Source organism: Streptomyces lydicamycinicus (assembly GCF_000829715.2).
Taxonomy (GTDB): domain Bacteria; phylum Actinomycetota; class Actinomycetes; order Streptomycetales; family Streptomycetaceae; genus Streptomyces; species Streptomyces lydicamycinicus.
Window position 1 is genome coordinate 137,781 of record NZ_BBNO01000002.1, and the last position, 23,885, is coordinate 161,665.

Consider the following 23,885-nt stretch of genomic DNA (forward strand, 5'->3'; position numbering starts at 1 on the left):
TCCGCTGCCGTTCGAGCCGGCACCACCGATAGAGGTTCAGATGACTGTGCGCGACGAGATCGCCGTCCCGGATGCCGACGGCAGCAACGAGTTGTTCGACTGGCTCGGCAGGATGCGGTCCGAGCACCCCGTGTGGCAGGAGGGCGACGGGCCGTATCACGTCTTCCGCTACGAGGACGTGCAGCAGGTCATCTCCGACCCGAAGACCTTCTCCAACGACTCCAGCCGGGTCATGCCCCATCTGAAGCCGCTGACCGAGGGCCACATCAACTCGATGGACCCGCCGGACCACGGCAAGCTGCGCCGGCTGGTCAATCAGGCCTTCACCCCGAAGACGGTGGCCGGGCTCGAACCCCGTATCGCGGCGGTGACGAACGAGCTGCTGACCGCGGTCGACGCGGAGCGGTTCGACCTGGTGGACGTGCTGACGTATCCGCTGCCGGTGATCGTCATCAGTGAGCTGCTGGGGGTGCCCGCCTCGGACCGTGATCTGTTCCGGGTGTGGGCGGACCGGTTCATCGCGCTCGGCGACCAGCCGATCGCGCCGGAGGATTTCGTCGCCACGTTCCAGGCCGCGACCCGCGAGATGGACGAGTATCTGCTGGGGCATTGCCAAAAGCGCCGGACGGACCCGAAGGACGACCTGATCAGCCGGCTGGCCACCGCCGAGATCGACGGGGAACGGCTCACCGACGACGAAGTCGTGAAATTCACCGGAATCCTCTTTCTGACCGGGCATCTCACGACGACACTGCTGATCGGCAATGCCATGCAGTGCCTCGACAGCCATCCGGACGCCTATGCGGAATTGCGCGCCGACCGCTCACTGATCCCCTCCGCGATTGAGGAAGTGCTGCGGTTCCGCTCGCCTTTCACCACGGTCAGCCGGGTCACCGTGACCGATGTCGAGGTGGGCGGCCATCTCATCCCGGCCGACCGGATGGTCACGCCGTGGGTGATTTCGGCGAATCATGACGAGGACCAGTTCCCGGACGCGCACCGCTTCGATATCCGGCGGACGCCCAACCGGCATGTCGCCTTCGGGCGCGGCGGACACTTCTGTGTGGGGGCGCCGCTGGCCCGGCTGGAGGCGGAGGTGGCGCTCAATGCCCTGCTGGACACCTTCCGTGAACTGCGCGTCGACCACGGCCGCGACGTCGCCTATCACGCCCGCGGAATGTATGGCGCGAAGAATCTGCCGATGACGGCCCGGCGTGACTAATATAGATCGCCCGTTTCCCGATAACGAAGTAAAAATGCACCTGTCTAACTTCTGTGCGTGAATCAGCCCACCCGCCCTTCTGAGGCCCGTTCACGAACAACAGGAGTCACAGCGTGATTAATTCAGTGGTCATTGTCGGCGGCGGCACTGCGGGATGGATGAGCGCCTCGTACCTCAAGGCGGCGTACGGTGACCGCATCAACGTCACTCTGGTGGAATCCGACCGCGTCGCGACCATCGGCGTCGGTGAAGCGACCTTCAGCACGGTCCGGCATTTCTTCGACTATCTCGGCCTGGACGAGCGCGAATGGATGCCGGAGTGCTCCGGTTCGTACAAGCTGGGCATCCGGTTCGAGAACTGGCGTGAGCCCGGCCAGCACTTCTACCACCCCTTCGAGCGGCTGCGGACCTCCGACGGGTACACCCTGGCCGACTGGTGGCTTCAGGAGGGCGACCGCAGCGAGCCGTTCGACCGTTCCTGCTTCATCACGCCGGCGCTGTGCGAGGCCAAGCGCTCGCCGCGGCTGCTCGACGGTTCCCTGTTCGCGGGCGGTCTCGACGGCTCGCTGGGCCGCTCGACGCTGGAGGAGCAGCGGGCCCAGTTCCCGTACGCGTACCACTTCGACGCGGCCCTGCTGGCGAAGTTCCTGACCAAGTACGGCACCGACCGCGGCGTCCGCCATGTCGTCGACGACGTGACCCAGGTGGGCCGCGACGAGCGCGGCTGGATCAGCCATGTCGCCACCCGCGAGCACGGCGACCTCACCGGTGACCTGTTCATCGACTGCACCGGCTTCAAGGGCATGCTGATCAACGAGACCCTGGAGGAGCCGTTCGAGTCCTTCCAGGACGTACTGCCGAACAACCGCGCCGTCGCACTGCGCGTCCCGCAGCCCGACCAGGCCACCACGGGGATGAACCCGTACACCACGGCGACCGCGATGGACGCCGGCTGGATCTGGAACATCCCGCTGTTCGGGCGGAACGGCAACGGCTATGTGTACTCCGACGAGTTCTGCACCCCGGAGGAGGCGGAGCGCACCCTGCGTGCGCACGTCGCCCCCGGCCAGGACGACCTGGAGGCCAACCACATCCGGATGCGCATCGGGCGCAACCGCCGCTCGTGGGTCAACAACTGTGTGGCCATCGGTCTGTCGAGCGCCTTCGTCGAGCCGCTGGAGTCCACCGGCATCTTCTTCATCCAGCACGGCATCGAGCAGCTGGTGAAGAACTTCCCGGACGAGCGCTGGGACCCGGCCCTGGCCGACGACTACAACAACCGGGTCGCCGAGGTCCTGGACGGGGTCAAGGAGTTCCTGGTCCTGCACTACAAGGCGGCGCAGCGCGAGGACACCCCGTACTGGAAGGAGGCCAAGACCCGCGCCCTGCCCGACGGGCTCGCCGAGCGCCTCGCCATCGGCACCTCGCACCTGCTCGACGAGCGCACCATCTACCAGCCGTACCACGGCTTCGAGCAGTACTCCTGGATCACGATGATGCTGGGCCTCGGCCACGAGCCGGAGCGGCCGCGCCCCTCCCTCGCGCACATCGACCCGACGAACGCGCGCGCCGAGCTCGCGCGGCTCCGGGCGGACGCGGACGAGCTGGTCGCCGCCCTGCCCAGCTGCTACGAGTACATCGCCTCGCTCAACAGCTGAGCCACCGGGCTCACTTCCGCTGCCGACGCCCCTACCCCCATCCCCCCGGCGGGTACGGGCGTCGGCGCTTCACCCGCCCGTGCGGCCGGGAGTCCGGGGCCGGTCCCGGGACGAACCGGCGCCCAACCGGAGGACGACCTCACCATGGCTAGCCTTCCCCCACCCTCGTCCGCACCGGACACGGCCACCCGCCCGGTGCCGGCCGACGACTTCCGTTCGCTGATGGGCGCCTTTCCCACCGGCGTCGCGGTGATCACCACATACGGGACGGACGACCGGCCCCGCGGGCTGACGTGCAGTTCGCTGTCGAGCGTGACCGCCGCGCCGCCGACCCTCTCGGTCTGGCTGACCACCCGGGGCGAGACCCTGGGTGCGCTGCGCGCCTACGGCGCCTTCGCGGTGAACCTGCTGCACGACCGCGGGGAGCGGGCCGGTGAGGTCTTCGCGCACCAGGTCGCGGACCGCTTCGCCCAGGTCGGCTGGCGGCGCTCGCCGGACGCCGGGCTGCCGTGGCTGGTCGACGACGCCTTCGCGGTCGCCGAGTGTCGGGTGACGAAGCTGGTCGAGGTGAGCGACCACACCCTGGTGGTGGGCGCGGTCACCGGTGTCACCCAGCGCCCCGGGACGCCGCTGCTGTACGGGGCGCGGCGCTTCGCGTCCTGGCCCGGCGGCGAGGTCCCCGCCTCGGCGCTCGCCGTCGGCACCCCGGTGACGTCATGCTGAAGGTCGTCGCAGGCGTCGTCCTGCTGCTCGGTGCCGTGGGGCTGTGGTGGGGCCGGCTGGGCTCCGGAGGGTCGTCGACCGAGGTCGACACGACGGCCAGGTTCCTGCTCGCCGTCATGGTGATCATCCTGCTCAGCCATCTGCTGGGCGCGCTGCTGGGCCGTCTCGGCCAGCCCCTGGTGATCGGGGAGATCCTCGGCGGTCTGCTGCTCGGCCCCTCGCTGCTGGGCTGGTTGTGGCCGTCCGGGCAGTCCTGGCTGCTCTCCCCCGATGTCGTCTCCGCCCTCAACACGGTGGCGCAGCTCGGGCTGATCGTCTTCATGTTCCTGCTCGGCTGCGAGTTGCGCATGGAGAGCCCCAAGAAGGCCGTCGGGACGCTCGGGGTGAGCGTGCTCGGCGCGATGGGCCTGCCGTTCGTGGCCGGGCTCGGGCTCGCCGCGGCGGCCCCCGACATGTTGCAGGGCTCGTCCCCGCACGCCGTCGGCTACCTCTGCTTCTTCGGGCTGGCCCTGTCGGTGACCGCCCTGCCGGTGCTCGCCAGGATCCTCACCGACCTGCGGCTGGACCGCACCCCCATCGGCCAGTTCGCGCTGGCCAGTGCGGCGGTGGGCGACGGGATCGCCTGGCTCGCGCTGACCGTGATCCTCGCCGCGACCGGGTCCGGTGCCGCCTCCGACATGGGCAGCACCATCGCGCTGGTGGTGGCCCTGGTGGTGTTCACGGCGCTGGTCGTGCGTCCGCTGCTGGCGACCGCGGTGCGCCGGGCGGAGGAGCGGCCCGGCAAGGGGACGCTGCTGCCGCTGCTGCTGGTCGGCGCCATCAGCTATGCCGTGCTGACGCATCTGCTGGGGCTGCACGCGGTCATCGGGGCGTTCCTGTTCGGTACGGCGATCCCGCGTGACTCCAAGGTCACCGAGCGGATGAACCAGCAGCTCCAGGGCTTCACGCTGACCGTGCTGCTGCCGCTGTTCTTCGCCGGTGTGGGGCTCAATGTGTCGGTCGGGGCCCTGGGGCGGGACCCGTGGCACTGGCTGGTTCTCGCCGCTGTCATCGTCGTGGCGACGCTGACGAAGCTCGTCGGTGCGGGGGGCGCCGCCCGGATGATGGGCTACCGGCCGAAGGAAGCGCTGCGCTTCGGCACGCTGATGAACTGCCGCGGCGTCACCGAGCTGGTGGTCGCCGGCATCGGCTGGCAGCGCCATCTGATCAGCACGACGGGCCTGACGGTGCTGGTCCTCATGGCGGTCGGCACCACCGCGATGACCGGCCCGATGCTCAAACTGCTGGGCACGAAACCGCCGGAGCCCCCGCCCGGGGAGAGCGACGGTCCGCCCGCGGATTCCGACGGCCCGGCCGTCCCCGCCCTCCAGGGCGCTCCGCTCCGGGCGGACGGCTGAGGCGGGCGCCCGCGCGGCCGGTCGCCTTTTCCCGGCCCGTGCCCTTCGGAGTATCGCCTGTGGTCGGCGGCACGATATCTGGCCAATAAGCCGCCGACCTAGCGTCTTGTTCGCTCATGGACAGTACCGAGCCATGACAACCGGCATGGCCACAAGGGAGGTTGCGGTGACGGCTGCGGACCGCGCATTCTGGCAAAGAGTTCTCGGCGGCGGATACACCCCCTTGCCCCGGTGGTCGAGGAATCCGGCGGATTCCCCTGCCGTATGCCGCACCGCGATACCCGCCGGCACCGCGAAAGCCCTGCTTCTCCGGTCGGAACGGCAGGGCCTTTCCCCCGACACCCTGCTGCTGACCGCCTATGTACGGGTGCTGGCGGCGGTCACGGGTGATTCCTCCGTGGTGACCGGATATCTGCCCGGAAAGGGAGCGCGGAAAGACCGGCAAGAAGCCCCGGAGAACGGCCCGTTGCCGCTCTGGGCCGCGCTTCCCGGCGGCTCGTGGGCGGAACTCGCCACCGAGGTCGCCCAGTGGGCGGACGGGGTGCGGCGGCACTCCCCGCGGGTCCTCGACGAACTGCGCACCGAGACGGGCCGCACGGAGCCGCTGTTCGACACCGTCCTGGTCGACGGCCGGGCGGCCGGCCCCGAGGACCTGACCGCCGGCACCGTGCTCGCCGCCGGCCTCTCCCGGACCGGGGACCGGCTGGACCTGGTGCTGAGCCACCGCCCCGGCGCACTGGACGGCGAGCAGGCCGGCCGGTTCGCCGGCTATCTGCTCGCCGCGCTGCGCGAACTGGCCGAGCGGCCCGAGGCGGACCACCAGGAGTGGAGCCCGGTGCCGGAGCGGGAGATCGCCCAGCAGCTGGCCGAGTTCGCGGGCCCGCGGCGGGAGCTGCCCGACCGCCGGGTGCATGAACTGTTCGAGGACCAGGTGCGGTTGCGGCCGGACGACATCGCCGCCGTCCACGGCACCGAGTCCTGGAGCTACCGGGAACTCAACGAGCGCGCCAACCGCGTCGCCCACGCGCTGCGCCACGGCGGGCTGCGCGACGAGGACGTCGTCGCGGTGGTCACCGAGCGCAATCTCCCCTGGCTGGTCGCCGTGCTGGCCGTCTTCAAGGCGGGTGGCGTCTATCTGCCGGTGGAGCCGCACTTCCCGGCCGACCGGATCACCGGCATGCTGGTGCGCGCCGACTGCCGCCGGGTGCTGACCGAGCGGGACGCGTCCCCGGGCCTGGCCGAGGCGCTGGCCGGGCTGCCGGGCGTGCGCGCGGACCATCTGGCGGAGCTGCTCGCCGGGGACCATCCGGTCACCGACCCCGGTGTGCCGGTGGCCGCCGGGCAGAGCGCGTACATCTACTTCACCTCGGGCTCGACCGGGGCGCCCAAGGGTGCCGTGTGCGAGCACGCGGGTTTCCTCAACCATCTGCTCGCCAAGATCGACGATCTGGAGATCACCGAGGGCCGGGTGGTCGCACAGACCGCGCCGCAGTGCTTCGACATCTCCCTGTGGCAGCTGGTGGCCGCGTTGGCCGTCGGCGGACGCACCCTGATCATCGGGCAGCCGGACATCCTGGACACGGCACGCTTCATCGAGACGCTCGCCACCGGCGGTGTCGAGGTCCTCCAGGCCGTGCCCTCCTATCTCGAAGTGGTGCTGACGGAGCTGGAGCGCAGCCCCCGCGCGCTGCCCCGGCTGCGCCATGTGTCGGCGACCGGCGAGGCGCTCAAGAAGGAGCTGGTGGAGCGCTGGTTCGCCACGTTCCCCGACGTCGCGCTGGTCAACGCGTACGGCCTGACCGAGACGTCGGACGACACCAACCACGAGGTGATGCGCCGGGTGCCCGAACAGGCCTCGGTGCCGTTGGGCCGGCCGGTCGCCAATGTGCGGATCCATATCGTCGACGAACGGCTGCGTCCGGTGCCGCTCGGCTCCCCGGGCGAGATCCTGTTCTCCGGCGTCTGCGTCGGCCGGGGGTACGTCAACGACGAGGAGCGCACCCGGGCCGCCTTCATGCCCGATCCGCTGCTGCCCGGTGAACGGATGTACCGCTCCGGGGACTTCGGCCGGTGGCTGCCGGACGGGCGGCTGGAGTTCCTCGGCCGCCGGGACGCCCAGGTCAAGATCCGCGGCTTCCGGATCGAGATCGGCGAGGTGGAGAACCAGCTGCTCCGGGTCGACGGGGTGCGGGACAGTGCCGTCGTCGTCACGGGGGAGGGCGAGAGCCGGCAGCTGGTGGCCTTCCACAGCGGCGAGGAACTCTCCGACGAACGGCTCCTGAAGGCACTCGGCGCGGCGCTGCCCGGCTACATGATCCCCAGCCGGTTCCGCCGGCTCGACGTACTGCCGCTCACCGCCAACGGCAAGATCGACCGCAAGGCGCTGACCCGGCTCGCCGGGCAGGAGGAGTCCGCGGACGGCGGCGTGGAGCTGCGCACCGGCACCGAGCGGCGGCTCGCCGAGCTGTGGTCCCAGGTCCTGAAGGTGCCGGCCGGCCGGATCGGCCGGGACTCCCATTTCTTCGACAGCGGCGGGACCTCGCTGTCCATGCTGCGGCTGGCGATCGCGCTGGACCGTGTGGTGACGCCCGTCGAACTCCAGCAGCACCCGGTTCTCGCGGACTGCGCGGCGTTGCTCGACCGCCGGGCCGCCGAGGCTCCGAACCCAGGAAGGCAGCCAGTTGACAGCCACGTTTGACGGCCCGGCCGTCCCCGAAACCCTCGGCGAAGGCGCCGAGTTGCTCCTCGGCGAGGGCCGGACGCCGGTCCTCCGGCTGACCGGTCCGGACCTCCCCGACGGGACCGTCCGCGATCTGCTCGCCCGGCACGGCGCCCTGCTCGTCCGGGGCCTGGGTCTGGCGGCCCCCGCCGATCTGGGCCGCGCCGCGCGGGCGCTCGGGGTGACCCCGATGACCGAGCGGGAGGGCTTCACCGGCCGGACCGACTTCGGCGACGGGGTGTACGGCGCCTCGGAGTGGCCGGCCGACGAGCCGATGTGCATGCACCATGAGCGCAGTTACGGCGACGAGGTGCCCGGCATCGCGCTGTTCGGCTGTCTGACGGCGCCCCGCTCCGGTGGCGCGACCGCCGTGGCCGACGCCCGGACGGTGCTGGCGGCACTGCCCGACGGCCTGGTGGAGCGCTTCGCCCGCGACGGCTGGCGGCTGGCCCGCAACTACCGTGACATCGGCGTCAGCTGGAGCGAATCGTTCGGCACCGAGGACCCCGGGCAGGTCGACGCGTACTGCCGGGCGCACGCCCTGGACCACGAGTGGCTGCCGGACGGCTCGCTGCGGACCGTGCAGCACCGCGCGGCGGTGGTGCGCCACCCCGCCACCGGCGAGCGGCTCTGGTTCAACCAGATCGCCTTCCTCAACGAGCTGACCATGGACCCGGCGGTGCGCGAGTACCTGGTGTCCCTGTACGGGCCGGACGCGCTGCCGTTCACCACCTTCCACGGCGACGGCGAGCCGGTCCCGGCGCAGGTCGTCGAGACCATCAACGAGGCGTACACGGCGGCGACCGTACGGGAGCCGTGGCAGGCCGGCGACCTGCTCGTGGTCGACAACCTGCGGATGGCGCACAGCCGCGAGGCGTACGAGGGCGACCGCGAGATCGTGGCGCTCTTCGGCGACCCGGTGCGCCTCGACGGACACGTCCTGCCGTCCGCCACCTGACAGGCCGGGCCGGGCCGGAAGACCGGCCCTCCCTCCTCTCCTCTACGGTTCCACGGAGCTTCACATGCCCCAGCAGCACGCTGCGCCTTCGTTCTCCGTCATCTCCGGAGCCCAGGTGCACCGGGTCCTCGACGCGCACCACCAGGGCGTCGTCGACCTGATCGAGACGGCCTACCGGCTGCACGGCGGAGGCGAGACGGTGAACCCGCCGTCGTACTTCCTCCGCTTCCCCGACCGCCCGTCCTCCCGGATCATCGCGCTGCCCGCCTCGATCGGCGGCGAGCGGCCCACGGACGGCCTGAAGTGGATCTCCAGCTTCCCGGAGAACGTCGGGGCCGGTATCCCGCGCGCCTCGGCGGTACTGATCCTCAACGACCATGACACCGGCTACCCGCTGGCGTGTCTGGAGAGCTCCATCATCAGCGCGGCGCGCACCGCGGCCTCCGCGGCGCTCGCCGCCGACCGGATCTCCGCCGCGCGCGGCACCCGGCCGGCCCGGATCGGGTTCTTCGGCGTCGGGCTGATCGCCCGCTACATCCACACCTATCTGGCGCGCACCGGCTGGGAGTTCGACGAGATCGGGGTGCACGATCTGTCAGCGGCACACGCGGGAGGCTTCGCCGACTACCTCCGCCAGTCAGGCGAGTCCGGCACGGTCACCGTGCACGGCTCCGCCGAGGAGCTGATCCGCTCCTGCGACCTCGTGGTCTTCGCCACCGTCGCCGGCACCCCGCATGTCACCGAGCCCGGCTGGTTCGCGCACAACCCGCTGGTACTGCATGTCTCGCTGCGCGATCTGTCACCCGAGGTGGTGCTCGGCGCGGCCAACATCGTGGACGACGTGGAGCACTGCCTGAAGGCGGACACCTCGGTGCACCTGGCGGAACAGCGGGTGGGCCACCGGGACTTCCTCGACGGCACGCTGTACGACGTCCTCACGGGGAAGGTGCAGCCGCCGGCCGACCGGCCGGTGATCTTCTCCCCGTTCGGCCTGGGAGTGCTGGATCTGGCACTCGGCAGGCATGTCTACGAATCCGTGAAGGAATCCGGCGAGTTGCAGATCGTCGACGATTTCTTTCACGAGATGCGCCGTTACGGCTAGGGCGGGAGGCACCCGTGCCGACTATTTCGGCTCCACAGGAATTCAACGAGGAAGACCTGTACGTCGATCTCGACGCCGTACTCGGAATCCCGCTCCACCTCAAGTGCGAGGGCTTCAATTTCACCGGATCGGTGAAGCAGAAGGCCGCGCTGGAAATGGTCGAGGCCGCGGAGGAGGCCGGGCGGCTGTCCCCCGGTTCCGTTCTGGTGGAATCCTCGTCCGGCAATCTGGGCGTCGCACTGAGCGTCATCGCGGCCAGCAAGGGCTACCGCTTCGTCTGCGTCACCGACTCCCGGTGCAATCTGGCCTCCAAGCGGCTGATGGAGGCGCTCGGCGCCACCGTCCACACCATCGCGGAGCCCGCACCCGAAGGGGGCTTCCTCGGGGCGCGGATCGCCTACGTACGCAAGCTGTGCGAGGAGGACGCGCGGTACGTCTGGCTCAACCAGTACGTCAACCCCGCCAACTGGCGGGCGCACTACCGGTACACGGCCCCCGGCATCCACCGCAGTTACCCCGAGCTGGACGTGCTCTTCGTCGGGGCGGGGACCACCGGGACCCTGATGGGCTGCGCCCGCTGGTACAAGGAGCACCGGCCCGGGGTCCGCATCGTGGCCGTCGACAGTGTCGGCTCGGTCGCCTTCGGCCACCCGCCGTCCCCCCGGATGATCCCGGGCCTGGGCTCCGGGGTCCGTCCGGCGCTGCTGGACGAGGACTTCATCGACGATGTGGTGCTCGTCCCGGAGCCGGACACCGTGCGCATGTGCCACCGGCTGGCCGGGCGCGGCTTTCTGTTCGGCGGCTCCACCGGGACGGTCGTCAGCGGCGCCGACCGGTGGCTGGCGGAGCGCGGCGGACCGGCGGGGCTCTCCTCGGTCGCCATCTCGCCCGATATGGGCGAGCGCTATCTCGACACCGTTTACCACACCAACTGGGTGCAGGGCGTCTACGGCGAGGACACGCTCGGGCCCGCGCACCCCAGTCATGAGACGAGAGAGGCAATACGATGACCAACCCGTTCGAGGACGCCGAGGGCCGCTACCTGGCCCTGGTCAACGACGAGGGCCAGTACTCCCTCTGGCCGGCGTTCGCCGAGGTCCCGGACGGCTGGAAGGCCGCCCTGCCCGAGACCGGCCGCGCCGAGGCCCTGGAGTACATCGCCGCGCAGTGGACCGATATGCGTCCGCTGAGTCTCGTCCGTGCGATGGAGGACTCCGCCGGCACCGCGAAGGCGGCCTCCTGATGACCGTGACCCTCGATACCGGGGCGGCGGCGCGGGTCGCGTCGCTGACCCCGGACGAATCCGTGGCGGCGGAGCAGGCCGCCCGCCGGGTGATGTCCGCCGGTGCCGCCCTGGTGGACAGCGCCGAGTGGGTCGATGCCGCGCGCACCGGCTGGTCGGAGCTGCCGCTCGGGCTGCGCCGGCCGCTGCACGAGTTCCGCCGCGACTCCGGGCGCAGCGGTGTGCTGCTGCTGCGCGGTCTGCCGGTGGACGAGGCCGCGCTGCCCGACACCCCGTCCGGCGCCGGTTCCGTACAGCGGGCGGGCTCGGTGGCCGCCGCGGTGCTGACGATGGTGGCCTGCGGTCTCGGCGACCCGGCCGCCTTCCGGCCGGAGAAGACCGGCGCCCTGGTGCAGGACGTGGTGCCGGTTCCGGGGAAGGAGGAGTTCCAGGGGAACGCGGGCTCGGTCCTGCTGACCTTCCACAACGAGAACGCCTTCCATCCGCACCGCCCCGACTTCGTCATGCTGCTGTGCCTGCGCGCCGACCACGAGAAGGTCGCCGCGCTGCGCACCGCCGGTATCCGCGCGGCGATGCCGCTGCTGAGCGAGGAGACCCGGGCGGTGCTGGCCGCACCGGAGTTCGTCACCGCTCCCCCGCCGTCCTTCGGTGGGTCGGACGGCGGCACCGCACCGCACCCGGTGATCTTCGGGGCGCCCGAGGACCCGGATCTGCGGATCGACTTCGCGGCCACCAAGCCGGTCACCGACCGGGCCCGCCGGGCGATGGACGAGCTCGGGGACGCCTTCGAGCGGACCGGCCAGAGCACGGTGCTGGCCCCCGGCGATCTGGCGATCGTGGACAACCGGGTTACCACCCATGGACGCAGCGCCTTCCAGCCCCGCTACGACGGCCGCGACCGCTGGCTCCAGCGCACCTTCGTCCTCACCGATCTGCGCCGCTCCCGCGGGTCCCGGTCCGGAGACGGTTACGTCCTTGACTGACAGCCTCCGTACCGCAACTCCCGAAAGGACCTGGAGCACATGACCCCTGCCATCCGGATCGAGAATCTGGCGAAGAACTTCGGCAGTACGCCGGCGATCCGGGGGGTCAGCCTGGAGGTCCCGGCCGGCCGGGTGCTCGGGCTGCTGGGCCCCAACGGCGCCGGCAAGACCACGCTGGTGCGCATGGTCTCGACGCTCATCCGGCCGGACAGCGGGCGCATCCTGGTGCACGGGCACGATGTCGTGCGCGAGGCCGCCCGGGTGCGCCCGCTGATCGGACTCACCGGCCAGTACGCCTCGGTGGACGAGGACATCTCCGGCTGGGAGAACCTCTATCTGATCGCCCGGCTGTTCAATCTGCGCGGGCGCAAGGCCCGGGCCCGTGCCGACGAGATGCTGGAGCGGTTCAGCCTGACCGAGGCCGGCAAACGGCCCGTCGGCGGCTACTCGGGCGGGATGCGCCGACGGCTCGACCTGGCGGCCAGCCTCACCGGCGACCCCCGCGTCCTGGTCCTCGACGAACCGACCACGGGCCTCGATCCGCACAGCCGCAACAGCCTCTGGGCGGAGGTGAACCGGCTCGCCGGACAGGGCACCACCGTGCTGCTCACCACCCAGTACATGGAGGAGGCGGAGGCGCTCGCCGACGCCCTGGTGGTGATCGACAGCGGCCGGGTCATCGCGTCCGGCTCCACCGCCGAGCTGCGGGCGCGCCTGGGCGGCCAGATGCTCCGCATCCAGCCCGAGGCACCCGGCGATCTGGCGCGGATCCGGCAGGTCCTGGTGGCCGCCGGTCACACCGAGGCCACCGTCATGACGGACGAGGGACGGCTCCAACTGCCGCTCACCGGCGGGGGCAGCCAGCTCACCGCCGTGGTCCGCACCCTCGGCGAGGCAGATATCCCGCTCGCCTCACTGGACACCCACATTCCGAGCCTTGACGAGGTCTTCCTCAAGCTCACCGGACCCGCGGCCAGGGAACCCGTCGCCGCTAGGAGCGCGGCATGAGTTCACTGGTACGTCACTCGCTGGCGCTCTCGCGCCGCAATCTGCGCAAGTCGCTGGCCAGCCCGGGGCAGGTGCTGGACACCGCCCTGATGCCGGTCGTCCTCTCCGTGATCTTCATCTACGCCTTCGGCGGCGCCATCGCCGGGAACAGCGCGGACTACCGGCAGTACCTGATGCCCGGCATCATGGCGCTGAACCACACCATCGTCTCCCGCACCGCGGGCATCGCGCTCAACACCGATTTCTCCTCCGGGGTGATGGACCGCTACCGGTCGATGCCCGTCGCCCGCTCCGCCGTCCTCATCGGCCGGGTCTCGGCGGACACGGTACGGCTGCTGATCAGCCAGCTCGCGGTGTTCGCGTTCGCCCTGCTCATCGGCTTCCGCGCGGACAACGGCCTGCTGCCCACCCTCGCCGCCTTCGGTCTGCTGCTGCTGTACGGGATCGCGCTGTGCTGGGTGAACGCCTTCATCGGCCTGGCCGCCCGGAGCATCGACACCGTGCAGAGCGTGAGCACCATCGCCATGCTGCCGCTCCAGTTCGGCAGTTCGGTGTTCGTCGCGCCCACCACCATGCCCGACTGGCTGCGGGTCTTCGTCGAGCACAACCCGATGACCCTGGTCGTCGACGCGTCCCGGAACCTGATGATCGGCGGCCCCGTTGCGGCCTCCGCCCAGGGCGCCCTGCTGTGGATCGCCGGACTGATCGCGGTGTTCCTGCCGCTGTCGGTGTGGAAGTACCGGTCCCGGGTCTGAGCGGGCCGCGCGGGGGGGCCGTCGCCGGCCTGACACCGGCGACGGCCCGTCCACACAGGGATTACTCGCCGTCCCCGCCCTGCGGCTGCGGCTCGCGGGGTGCCTCCGGGGGCATGGGCCCGCCGTCGTGCTTGCCGCCGTCCGCCTCCATGTCCGCGGGGTGCCGGAACGGGACTCCGCGCCAGCCTTCGGCGTCGGGCGTGCGCGTCTCATACGTCTCGACAGCCAAGGCGCTCATCTACCAGCCTCCTCTTTCGTAAGGGGCCATGCCGCCGTACGGTCGAGGGCATGACCCGTGGGCCGCGGAGGTTTTCCTCCGCGGTTGGTCACCCGTCCCGGCGCTCACCTGTCCAGGGTTTTGGACGCCGGGGCGGGAGTCACTGCCCCTCGTGCTCGGGGTGGTTCCTGAGCTCGATGTTCAGGTCAGCAACCTTGCTCTTGTCGCCCCGTGCCTCTGCCAACTGCCGCTCGTTTACCAGCACCTGGCAGATATCGCACTCTGCCGCGGGTTTCGGGGCGGGCCGGGGTTCGCCGAGCTGTACGGGTGGGGTCAGGCTGCCGGACACGGCTACTCCTCTCCGTAGTGGTTCCACTACCAGGAGTCCTCAGCGTGGCCTACAGTCAGGGGCCATTCAACGTGTCACTTGCGGACGGAAGGACAGTGAAGGCCCTTTGAATCGCAACGACTTGAACCCGGACGCCTCCCCTGAAGCGGCCTACGGGGCACGTCTGCGCAGCCTGCGAGAGGGGCGCGGGTGGACTCAAGAGGAGCTGGCCGAACGCGCGGAGTATTCGAGCGTGCATGTTTCGGCCGTCGAAAACGGTCGGAAACCTCCAACTCTCCGGTTCGCGCGTAGCGTGGACCGTGTCTTCGGCCTTGAGGGCACAGCGGACTCGTTCGAGCGTGAGTACCGCGAGATCAAACACGGCAGCCTGTTGGAAGGATTCCCCGAGTACGTCGGGTACGAGGGCCGGGCGGTAGAGATCCGGCTTTACAACATCGGGATCATCCCCGGCTTGTTGCAGACACCGGAGTACGCGCGCGTGCTGGCGGACAGCGCCGTGCGGCGGGGCGCCATCACGCCCGAACAGGCTGATGAACGTGTCGGGTTCCTGGCAGAGCGGCAGGCGGCGCTGGAGCGCCCCCGGCCGCCCATGGTGTTTGTGACCATGGACGAAAGCTGCATCCGTCGGCCGGTCGGCGGCTCCACTGTCATGGACGCACAGTTGGCGCGGCTGGTCGAGTTTGCCGACCTGCCGAACACGCTCTTGCAGGTGGCACCGTACGACATAGGGGAGCGCCGCACGTTTGACCTGCCCGTCAACCTCTTGACGCTGCCGGACCGGTCCCTGATTTGTTACGCCAAATCTCAGGCTCAGGGAAACCTGGACCGGGAAAGTACCTCCGTGGTGCCCGTGTTGACGGCATACCATCAATTGCAGGCCGAAGCGTTGTCGCAGGCGGCATCTGTGGCCATGATCGAGCAGGTACGAAAGGGCACCCCGTGACAACCGACTCCCTCCGCTGGTTCAAGTCCTCCTACAGCAACAACGGCGGCGACTGCATCGAGGTCGCCGGCAACGTCCCCGGCGCTGTCCCCGTCCGCGACAGCAAGGACCCCAACGGCCCGGCGCTCACCTTCTCCGTGAACGGCTGGTCGTCGTTCGTCGCTGCCGTCAAGGATGGGGAGTTCCCCGCCTGATCCCGCACCAGTCCCTGAGTAACCGGCCCTCGCCACGTGGCGGGGGCCGTTGTCATACGCGGAGAAACCCCAGCTCAGCAAGCGAAATGGCTTCAATAGCGCACTGAAACCCGAGGTTCTTAGCCTCCCGTCGGTGATGTGCCGCGTTTCTGCTGATGCACAAGGAGTTCCCCGATGAGTGGTCCGAAGGCCCAGGCGCAGTGGCAGGGAATGGAGCGGCCGTTCGCCGCGCTGACGCTTCCCGAGCTCTTCGAGGACCAGGTGCGGCGTACTCCTGACGCCCCGGCCCTCGGCTGTGGTGACGAGCAGCTCAGCTACCGGGAGTTGAACGCCCGCGCCAACCGGCTGGCCCGGCTGCTGACGGAGCGGGGCGTGGGCCCCGAGCGGATCGTCGCGGTCCTGGTGCCCCGGTCCGTCGATCTCGTGGTGTCGCTGCTGGCGGTGGCGAAGACCGGGGCCGCCTATCTGCCGATGGACACCGACTACCCGGCGGACCGGGTGGCGTTCATGCTGTCCGACGCCCGTCCGGCCTGCCTGCTCACCACGGCCGGGGCCGGGGCGGCGGCGGAGGGCTTCGCCGGGCAGGCGGTGCTGCTGGACGCTCCGGACGTGGCGCAGGCGCTGTCGCGGGCCGCGGAGAACGACCTCGACGACGGGGGGCGGACCACCCCGCTGCGTCCGGCGCACCCGGCCTACGTCATCTACACCTCGGGCTCGACCGGTGTGCCCAAGGCGGTGGTGATCGAGCACCGGGCGCTCGCCGACTATCTCGGCTGGTCCCGGCAGACGTACCCGAGCGCCCGTGGCACCTCGCTGTGGCACTCGTCGGTGTCCTTCGACATGACCGTCACCTCGCTGTGGGTGCCGCTGGTCAGCGGTGGCCGGGTGCTGGCGGGCCCGCTGGAGGAGGACGCGTTCGGCGGCACGCCGGAGTGCACCTTCCTCAAGGCCACCCCCAGTCATCTGCCGCTGCTCGATGTGCTCCCGGAGGGCTTCTCCCCCACCGAGGAGCTGATGCTGGGCGGTGAGGCGCTGATCGGTTCGGTGCTGGACGTGTGGCGGCGGCGTCACCCGGCGGCCACCGTGCTGAATGTGTACGGGCCGACCGAAGTGACCGTCAACGCGGCCGAGTTCCGGCTGGAGCCCGGTGAGCCGACCCCGGACGGTGTGCTGCCGCTGGGCCGGCTGATGGACAACGCCCGCGGCTATGTCCTCGATGCCGGTCTGCGGCCGGTCGGGGAGGGTGTCGCGGGTGAGCTCTACATCGCCGGGCCGGGGCTCGCACGGGGTTATCTGGGGCGGCCGGGGCTGACGTCGGAGCGGTTCGTGGCCGATCCGTACGGTGCGCCGGGCAGCCGGATGTACCGCACGGGTGACCTGGCGCGCTGGCGGGCCGACGGGCAGCTGGAGTTCCTCGGCCGCACCGACCACCAGGTGAAGGTGCGCGGGCACCGGGTGGAGCTGGGGGAGATCGAGGCGGCGCTGCTGCGGCATCCGCTGGTCTCCCGGACCGTGGTGCTGGTCCGCGAGGACCGTGAGGGCGACCAGCGGATCGTTGCCTATGTGACGGGGACGGGCGGTGCGGAAGCGCCCGATCCGGCGGTGCTGCGGGAGCTGGTCGGGGAATCGCTGCCGGACTACATGGTGCCGTCGGCCGTGGTCGTGCTGGAGCAGTGGCCGCTGACGCCCAATGGCAAGGTGGACCGGGGCCAACTGCCCGCTCCTGACTACGCCGCGCACGCGGAGAGCGGCGGCCGGGCGCCCCGTAACGCCACCGAAGAGACCCTCACCGCGCTCTTCGCCGATGTGCTGGGCCTGCCCGCCGTCACCATCGACGACAACTTCTTCCACCTCGGCGGGCACTCCCTGCTCGCCACCCGCCTCATCAGCCGGATCCGCGCCACGCTGCACGCCGACCTCACCGTCCGCGCGCTCTTCGAGCACCCCACCGTCGCCGCGCTCGCGCCCGAGCTCCCCACCGCCCCCACCACCCGCAGCCCGCTCGCGCCCGTCACCCCGCGTCCGCCGCATCTCCCCCTCTCCCCCGCGCAGCGCCGGCTGTGGTTCGCCTACCAGCTCGAAGGCCCCAGCCCCACCTACAACATCCCGCACGCGTTCCGGATCGGCGGTCCGCTCGACCACCCGACGCTGGCCACCGCCCTGGCGGACCTCACCGGCCGGCACGAGATCCTCCGCACCCGTATCGCCGAACACGACGGGGAGCCCCACCAGATCGTCCTGCCGGCCGAGCAGGCGCGTCCCGAGCTGCCGCTCGTCGGCACCACCGAGGACCAGCTCCCCCGGCACCTCGCGGAGCAGGCCGCCCATGCCTTCGACCTCACCCACGAGCACCCGCTCCGCGCCGTGCTCTACCGGCTGGCCGAGGACGAGCACGTTCTGCTGCTGCTGACCCACCACATCGCCAGCGACGGCTGGTCCACGGGCCCGCTGCTCCAGGACCTCGGCGCCGCCTACACCGCGCGCCGGGGCGGCACCGCGCCCGCCTGGCAGCCCCTCACCGTCCAGTACGCCGACTACACCCTGTGGCAGCGGGAGATCCTGGGCTCCGAGGACGACCCCACGAGCCTGGCCGGGCGTCAACTCGACTTCTGGCGTGAGCAGTTGGCGGGTCTGCCGGAGCTGTTGGAGCTGCCGCTCGACCGGCCCCGGCCCGCTGTCGCCAGCCACCGCGGCGCGAGTGTGCGCTTCGCCCTGGACAGCGAGCTGCACCAGGGGGTGGCACGGCTGGCCCGGCAGTGTGACGTCACCGTCTTCATGGTCTTCCAGGCCGCGGTCGCCGCGCTGCTGTCGCGGCTCGGCGCGGGCACCGACATCCCCCTGGGCACCGCCGTCGCCGGACGTACCGATGACGCCCTCGACGACCTCGTCGGCTTCTTCGTCAACACGCTGGTGCTGCGCACCGATGTCTCCGGCGACCCGACCTTCCGCGAACTCCTCACCCGGGTCCGGGACACCGACCTGGCCGCCTACGCCCACCAGGACGTGCCCTTCGAGCGCGTCGTCGAGGCGGTCAACCCGGTGCGCACGCTCTCCCACACCCCGCTGTTCCAGACGATGCTCACCTCGCAGAACACCCCGGACCACGGCGCCGCCACGGCCGGGCTGAACGCCGTGCCCGAGGAGGTGCCGCGGCGGACCGCGCGGTTCGATCTGTCCTTCCACACCTGGGAGCGCCAGGCCGCCGACGGCTCCTGGACGGGGGTGGACGGTCTGCTGGAGTACGCCACCGACCTCTTCGACGAGGCCACCGCCGAGGCGCTGGCCGCCCGGCTGGTCCGGCTGCTCGGCGCGGCGGTCGCCGGGCCCGATCTGCCGGTCGGGGAGCTGAATCTGCTGACCGCCGACGAGCGGGACCGGCTGCTGCACGCCTGGCAGGGCGAAGCGCGCGAGCTGTCCGGGCGGACGGTGCCGGAGCTGTTCGAGGACCGGGCCGCGCAGCTCCCGGACGCCCCCGCCGTCGTGCACGAGGGCACCGCGCTGACCTACCGCGAGCTGAACGAGCGGGCCAACCGGCTGGCCCGGGTGCTGGCCGCGCGGGGTGTGGGACCGGAGAGCTATGTCGCCGTGGCGATGCCGCGGTCGGTGGAGCTGGTGGTCGCGCTGCTGGCCGTGCTGAAGGCAGGCGGCGCGTATCTGCCGCTGGACCCGACCTATCCGGCGGACCGGCTCGGCTTCATGCTGGCGGACGTCGACCCGGTGCTGGTGCTGACCGGGCGCGGGGTGATGGAGGAGGTCCCGGCCCCGTGCCCGCTGCTGCGGCTCGACGATCCCGGTACGGCCGCCGAGGTGGCGGCGGTGTCCGCCGCCGACCTCACCGACGCGGACCGGGGCGGCCCGCTGTCGCTGGACAACGCCGCCTTCGTGATCTTCACCTCGGGCTCCACCGGCCGCCCCAAGGGCGTCACGGTCCAGCACCGCTCCCTCGACGGCTATCTGTCCTGGACCCGGTCCGCCTACCCCGGCGTCGCGGGCACCGCGCTGGTGCACTCGCCCGTCGCCTTCGACCTCACGGCGACCGGTCTGTTCGCCCCGCTCACCTCGGGCGGCTGTGTGCAGCTGATCGAGCTGGACGCGTCGAGCGCGGCGGCCGAGGGCCAGCGCAGCCCCAGCTTCGTCAAGGCGACCCCGAGCCATCTGCCGCTGCTGATCGAGCTCCCCGACGCGTTCTCGCCCGACGAGCAGCTGGTGCTCGGCGGGGAGTCGCTGATGGGTGAGGTGCTGGACGAGTGGCGGGGCCGGCACCCCGGGGCGACCGTCATCAACGAGTACGGGCCGACGGAGACCACCGTCGGCTGCTCGGAGTACCGGATCGAGCCGGGGGACACCGTTCCGGCGGGTGTGGTCACCATCGGCCGGCCGGTCTGGAACACCCAGATGTTCGTGCTGGACGCGCGGCTCCAGCCCGTCCCGGTGGGCAGCCCCGGTGAGCTGTACATCGCCGGGGACCTGGTGACCCGCGGCTACCACCGGCGCCCCGATCTGACCTCCACCCGCTTCGTCGCCAACCCCTTCGGTCCGCCCGGCAGCCGGATGTACCGGTCGGGCGACCTCGGCCGCTGGCGGGCGGACGGACAGCTGGAGTTCATCGCCCGGGTCGACGACCAGGTCAAGCTCCGGGGCTTCAGGATCGAGCTCGGCGAGATCGAGGGCGTCCTCGGCGCCCACCCCGAACTCGCCCAGGCCGCGGTGATCGTGCGGGAGGACCGGCCCGGCGACAAGCGGCTGGTCGGCTATGCGGTCCCGGCCCCCGGCTGCTCCCCGGACCCGGCGGAGCTGCGCCGGTACGCCGCCCGGCAACTGCCCGACTACATGGTGCCGGTGGCCTTCGTGCTGCTCGACGAGCTGCCGCTGACCGTCAACCGGAAGCTGGACCGCCGGGCGCTGCCGGTGCCGGACTACGGCTCGGCGCGCGCCCCGGGCCGGGGTCCGCGCACCGCGCACGAGGAGATCCTGAGCGGTGCGTTCGCCGAGGTCCTGGGCCTGCCGCGGGTGGGCGTGGACGACAACTTCTTCGATCTGGGCGGCCATTCGCTGCTGGCGACCCGGCTGATCGCCGGGCTGCGCGGCACGCTGGGCGTGGAACTGTCCATCCGGGCGGTCTTCGAGACGCCCACGGTGGCGGGGCTCGCGGCCCGGCTCGACGAGGCCGAGCGGGCCCGTCCCGCGCTGGTGGCGGCGGACCGCCCGGAGCGGGTGCCGCTGTCGTTCGCCCAGCGGCGGCTGTGGTTCATCCACCGCCTCCAGGGCTCCAGCGTCACCTACAACATCCCCACCTGGATACGGCTGTCCGGCCCGCTGGACCACGACGCGCTGCAGGCCGCGGTCGCGGACGTGGTGGCCCGGCACGAGGTGCTGCGCACCGTCTACCCGGAGGCGGACGGTGAGCCGTATCAGCAGGTCCTGCCGGCCGGTGAGCTGACGCCGGAGGTGTCCTTCGTCCCGGTGGCGGGGGAGGCGGGGCTGACCGAGGCGCTCGCGCAGGCCGCGCTGCACCCCTTCGGGCTGGTCGGCGAACTCCCCCTCCAGGTCAGTGTGTTCTCGCTGAACGAGCGGGAGCATGTGCTGGCGGTGGTGATGCACCACATCGCCAGCGACGGCTGGTCGATGGCGCCGCTGGCCCGCGATCTGTCGGAGGCGTACGGCGCGCGCCTGGCGGGCCGGAGCCCGGAGCGGGACGCGCTGCCCGTCCAGTACGCGGACTACGCGCTGTGGCACCGGGAGCTGCTGGGCTCGGAGGACACCCCGGGCAGTGTGATCTCGCAGCAGCTGGCGTTCTGGGAACGGGAGCTGGCCGGCGCGCCCGAGCTGCTCGCCCTGCCGCTGGACCGGCCCCGCCCCGCGGTGGCCAGTCACCACGGCGGCAGTGTGCAGCTGGAGCTGGACCCCGAGCTGCACCGTCAGCTGGTCGCGCTGGCGCAGAGTTCCGGTGCCACGCTGTTCATGGTGCTGCACGCGGCGATCGCGGCGCTGCTGTCGCGGCTCGGGGCCGGTACCGACATCCCGGTCGGGACCGCCGTGGCGGGCCGTACGGACGAGGCGCTGGACGACCTCGTCGGCTTCTTCATCAACACGCTGGTGCTGCGCACCGATCTGTCCGGCGACCCGACGTTCCGCGAGCTGCTGGCCCGCGCCCGGAAGACCGACCTGGCGGCCTACGCCCACCAGGACGTGCCCTTCGAGCGGGTCGTCGAGGCGGTCAACCCGGACCGGGTGCTGTCCCACTCCCCGCTCGTCCAGGTCGTGACGACGCTCCAGAGCTACCAGCGGGGCGCGCTGGACTTCCCCGGCACCGAGGCGACCGCACCGAAGGTCACCAATGAGATCGCCAAGTTCGACCTGATCTTCTTCTGGGAGGAGCGGCAGGACGCGGACCTGGTCCCGGACGGGATCGGTCTCGAAGTGAAGTACGCGACCGACCTGTTCGACCACGGGACCGCGGTGACCCTCGCGGACCGGCTGCTGCGGGTGCTGCGGGCGGCCGTCGCCGACCCGGACCGCACGGTCGGGCAGATCGAGATCCTCGCGCCGCAGGAGCGCGACCGGCTGCTCTCCGGCTGGAACGACACCGCCCGCGGCACGGCCGCGGCGACCCTGCCCGCGCTCTTCGAGGAGCGGGTGGCGCAGGCTCCGGACGCCCCGGCACTGGTCCACCGGGGCCGTACGTACCGGTACGCGGAGGTGGCGGAGCGGGTCAACCGCCTGGCGCGGCTGCTGATGCGGCACGGGGTGGGCCCGGAGCGGGTGGTGGCGCTGGCGCTGCCGAAGTCGGCGGACCTGATCGTGGCGATGCTGGCGGTGGTCACGGCGGGCGGGGCGTATCTGCCCGTCGACCCGGAGTACCCCGCCGAGCGGATCGCCTACATGCTCGACGACGCCCGCCCCACCTGCCTGCTCAGCCTCACCGGCACCCCCCTCCCCGAAACCGACTGCCCCCGCCTGCTCCTGGACGACCCCACCGTCGTCGCCGGCCTCAACGACCTGCCCGCCACCCCGCTCGACGCCCGCGCCGGCCTCCAGCACCCCGCCTACGTCATCTACACCTCCGGCTCCACCGGCCGCCCCAAGGGCGTCGAGGTCACCCACGCCGGAGTGGCCGATCTGTCCGCCTCCGCGCGGGAGAACTACCTGCTGGACGGCGACAGCCGGGTGCTCCAGCTCTCCTCGCCCAGCTTCGACGCCTCGGTGATCGAGCTGGTCATGGCGCTCACCACCGGCGCCGCCCTGGTGGTCCCGGACGGCCAGCCGCTGGCCGGTGAGGCGCTGGCCGAGGTCCTGCGGGACACCCGGATCACCCACGCGCTGATCCCGCCGGCCACCCTGGCGACGGTCCCGGACGGTGCCTTCCCGGACCTGCGCACCCTGGTGACCGGCGCGGACGCGGTGAGCGTGGAGCTGGCGGGCCGCTGGGCCACCCGGTACCGCATGATCAACTCGTACGGTCCGACCGAGTCCACCGTCGCCGCCACGATGAGCCGCCCGCTGTCCGGTGAGGGCGTGCCGCCCATCGGTGTCCCGGTCGCCAACACCCGGGTGTACGTGCTGGACGCGGGGCTGCGGCCGGTGCCCGCCGGTATCCCCGGCGAGCTGTACCTCGCCGGGAACGGCCTCGCACGGGGCTACCGGAACCGGGCGGCGCTGACCGCGGAGCGCTTCGTGGCGAACCCGTACGGGGCGCCCGGGGAGCGGATGTACCGCACCGGGGACCTGGTGCGCTGGCGCGCCGACGGCGAGCTGGAGTACGTCGGCCGGACGGACGCCCAGGTGAAGGTGCGCGGTTTCCGTATCGAACTCGGTGAGATCGAGGCGGTGCTGGACGCTCACCCGCGGGTCAAGCAGACGGTGGCGCTGGTCCGTGAGGACAGCCCCGGCGACAAGCGCATCGTGGCGTACACCGAGCTGCTGCCGGACCTGTCCGGTCCGCTGCCCGCCGAGGAGCTGCTGGAGCAGATCTCCGGCAGTCTGCCCCGGCACATGGTGCCGTCCGCGGTCGTCGTGGTGGAGCAGTGGCCGCTGATGCCGAACGGCAAGGTCGACCGCAAGGCGCTGCCCGTGCCGGGCCGTCCGGCGCCGTCCGCCGGATCCGAGGGACCACGGACCCCGCGCGAGGAGACGCTCTGCGGCCTCTTCGCCGAGCTGCTGGGGCTCCCGGAGGTCGGCATCCACGACAGCTTCTTCCGGCTGGGCGGGCACTCCCTGCTGGCGACCAGGCTGATCAGCGGCATCCGGGCCGAGCTCGGCGCCGAGGTCACGGTCCGGACGATCTTCGAGAATCCGACGGTCGCCCAGCTCGCGCAGCAGCTCGACGGTGCCCGCAGGGCCCGCCCGTCCCTCCGTGCCATGCGCCGCCGGCCGTCCTGAACCACCGGTGGTGCAGTCCGCCCGGCCGGTCCCCT

17 protein-coding genes are annotated in these 23,885 nt (G+C 71.4%); 15 read left to right on the forward strand and 2 right to left on the reverse strand.

What is annotated here, in order from left to right; all coding sequences use genetic code 11:
* The first annotated feature begins 40 nt into the window (after positions 1-40).
* The 12 genes from TU31_RS06070 to TU31_RS06125 all read left to right on the forward strand — a co-directional run bounded on the left by TU31_RS06070 (position 41) and on the right by TU31_RS06125 (position 13,768).
* Positions 41-1,222 carry a cytochrome P450 gene (locus TU31_RS06070; RefSeq protein WP_052718830.1) on the forward strand — a complete coding sequence of 394 codons (1,182 nt, stop codon included), beginning with the start codon at positions 41-43 and terminating at the stop codon, positions 1,220-1,222.
* 113 nt (positions 1,223-1,335) lie between these two features.
* The gene (locus tag TU31_RS06075) at positions 1,336-2,880 is read left to right on the forward strand and encodes a tryptophan halogenase family protein (RefSeq protein ID WP_042150437.1); all 1,545 of its coding nucleotides are present in this window, start codon (positions 1,336-1,338) and stop codon (positions 2,878-2,880) included.
* A 144-nt stretch (positions 2,881-3,024) separates the two neighbouring features.
* The gene (locus tag TU31_RS06080; protein WP_078885577.1) at positions 3,025-3,603 is read left to right on the forward strand and encodes a flavin reductase family protein; all 579 of its coding nucleotides are present in this window, start codon (positions 3,025-3,027) and stop codon (positions 3,601-3,603) included.
* Positions 3,597-5,000: a cation:proton antiporter gene (locus tag TU31_RS06085; RefSeq protein WP_052718832.1), complete on the forward strand. Its 1,404-nt coding sequence runs from the start codon at positions 3,597-3,599 to the stop codon at positions 4,998-5,000. The genes TU31_RS06080 and TU31_RS06085 overlap by 7 nt, the downstream gene beginning before the upstream one ends.
* A 166-nt stretch (positions 5,001-5,166) precedes the next feature.
* Positions 5,167-7,698: a non-ribosomal peptide synthetase gene (locus tag TU31_RS06090; RefSeq protein ID WP_245698434.1), complete on the forward strand. Its 2,532-nt coding sequence runs from the start codon at positions 5,167-5,169 to the stop codon at positions 7,696-7,698.
* Positions 7,682-8,677, forward strand: coding sequence for a TauD/TfdA family dioxygenase (locus TU31_RS06095; RefSeq protein WP_181018551.1), 996 nt, complete (start codon positions 7,682-7,684; stop codon positions 8,675-8,677). Before TU31_RS06090 ends, TU31_RS06095 begins: the two co-directional genes overlap by 17 nt.
* Positions 8,678-8,741: 64 nt before the next feature.
* Positions 8,742-9,779 carry a 2,3-diaminopropionate biosynthesis protein SbnB gene (sbnB, locus tag TU31_RS06100; protein WP_042150442.1) on the forward strand — a complete coding sequence of 346 codons (1,038 nt, stop codon included), beginning with the start codon at positions 8,742-8,744 and terminating at the stop codon, positions 9,777-9,779.
* Between the two features lie 14 nt (positions 9,780-9,793).
* Positions 9,794-10,789: a 2,3-diaminopropionate biosynthesis protein SbnA gene (gene sbnA, locus TU31_RS06105; protein WP_042150444.1), complete on the forward strand. Its 996-nt coding sequence runs from the start codon at positions 9,794-9,796 to the stop codon at positions 10,787-10,789.
* Positions 10,786-11,022 carry an MbtH family protein gene (locus TU31_RS06110; RefSeq protein WP_042150449.1) on the forward strand — a complete coding sequence of 79 codons (237 nt, stop codon included), beginning with the start codon at positions 10,786-10,788 and terminating at the stop codon, positions 11,020-11,022. The genes sbnA and TU31_RS06110 overlap by 4 nt, the downstream gene beginning before the upstream one ends.
* Positions 11,022-12,005, forward strand: a complete 984-nt coding sequence (locus TU31_RS06115; RefSeq protein WP_042150452.1) for a clavaminate synthase family protein — start codon at positions 11,022-11,024, stop codon at positions 12,003-12,005. The genes TU31_RS06110 and TU31_RS06115 overlap by 1 nt, the downstream gene beginning before the upstream one ends.
* A 39-nt stretch (positions 12,006-12,044) precedes the next feature.
* On the forward strand, positions 12,045-13,013 hold the full coding sequence (locus TU31_RS06120) for a daunorubicin resistance protein DrrA family ABC transporter ATP-binding protein (RefSeq protein WP_042150454.1): 969 nt from the start codon (positions 12,045-12,047) through the stop codon (positions 13,011-13,013).
* Entirely contained in the window at positions 13,010-13,768 is a 759-nt protein-coding gene (locus tag TU31_RS06125; protein WP_042150456.1) for an ABC transporter permease, read from the forward strand. The genes TU31_RS06120 and TU31_RS06125 overlap by 4 nt, the downstream gene beginning before the upstream one ends.
* 61 nt (positions 13,769-13,829) lie before the next feature.
* Here TU31_RS06125 and TU31_RS39035 read toward each other — a convergent pair whose 3' ends face one another.
* Positions 13,830-14,006 (reverse strand): hypothetical protein, encoded by a 177-nt coding sequence (locus tag TU31_RS39035; RefSeq protein ID WP_181018552.1) that lies wholly within the window; start codon positions 14,004-14,006, stop codon positions 13,830-13,832.
* 139 nt (positions 14,007-14,145) lie between these two features.
* The gene (locus TU31_RS06130; protein ID WP_042150459.1) at positions 14,146-14,334 is read right to left on the reverse strand and encodes a hypothetical protein; all 189 of its coding nucleotides are present in this window, start codon (positions 14,332-14,334) and stop codon (positions 14,146-14,148) included.
* A gap of 106 nt (positions 14,335-14,440) precedes the next feature.
* Here TU31_RS06130 and TU31_RS06135 point away from each other — a divergent pair, with 106 nt between their 5' ends.
* From TU31_RS06135 to TU31_RS06145, 3 genes are all read left to right on the forward strand, one after another.
* Positions 14,441-15,277 (forward strand): helix-turn-helix domain-containing protein, encoded by an 837-nt coding sequence (locus TU31_RS06135; RefSeq protein WP_042150462.1) that lies wholly within the window; start codon positions 14,441-14,443, stop codon positions 15,275-15,277.
* On the forward strand, positions 15,274-15,471 hold the full coding sequence (locus TU31_RS06140; protein WP_042150466.1) for a DUF397 domain-containing protein: 198 nt from the start codon (positions 15,274-15,276) through the stop codon (positions 15,469-15,471). Before TU31_RS06135 ends, TU31_RS06140 begins: the two co-directional genes overlap by 4 nt.
* A 174-nt stretch (positions 15,472-15,645) precedes the next feature.
* Entirely contained in the window at positions 15,646-23,850 is an 8,205-nt protein-coding gene (locus TU31_RS06145; protein WP_042150468.1) for a non-ribosomal peptide synthetase, read from the forward strand.
* The last annotated feature ends 35 nt before the right edge of the window (positions 23,851-23,885 follow it).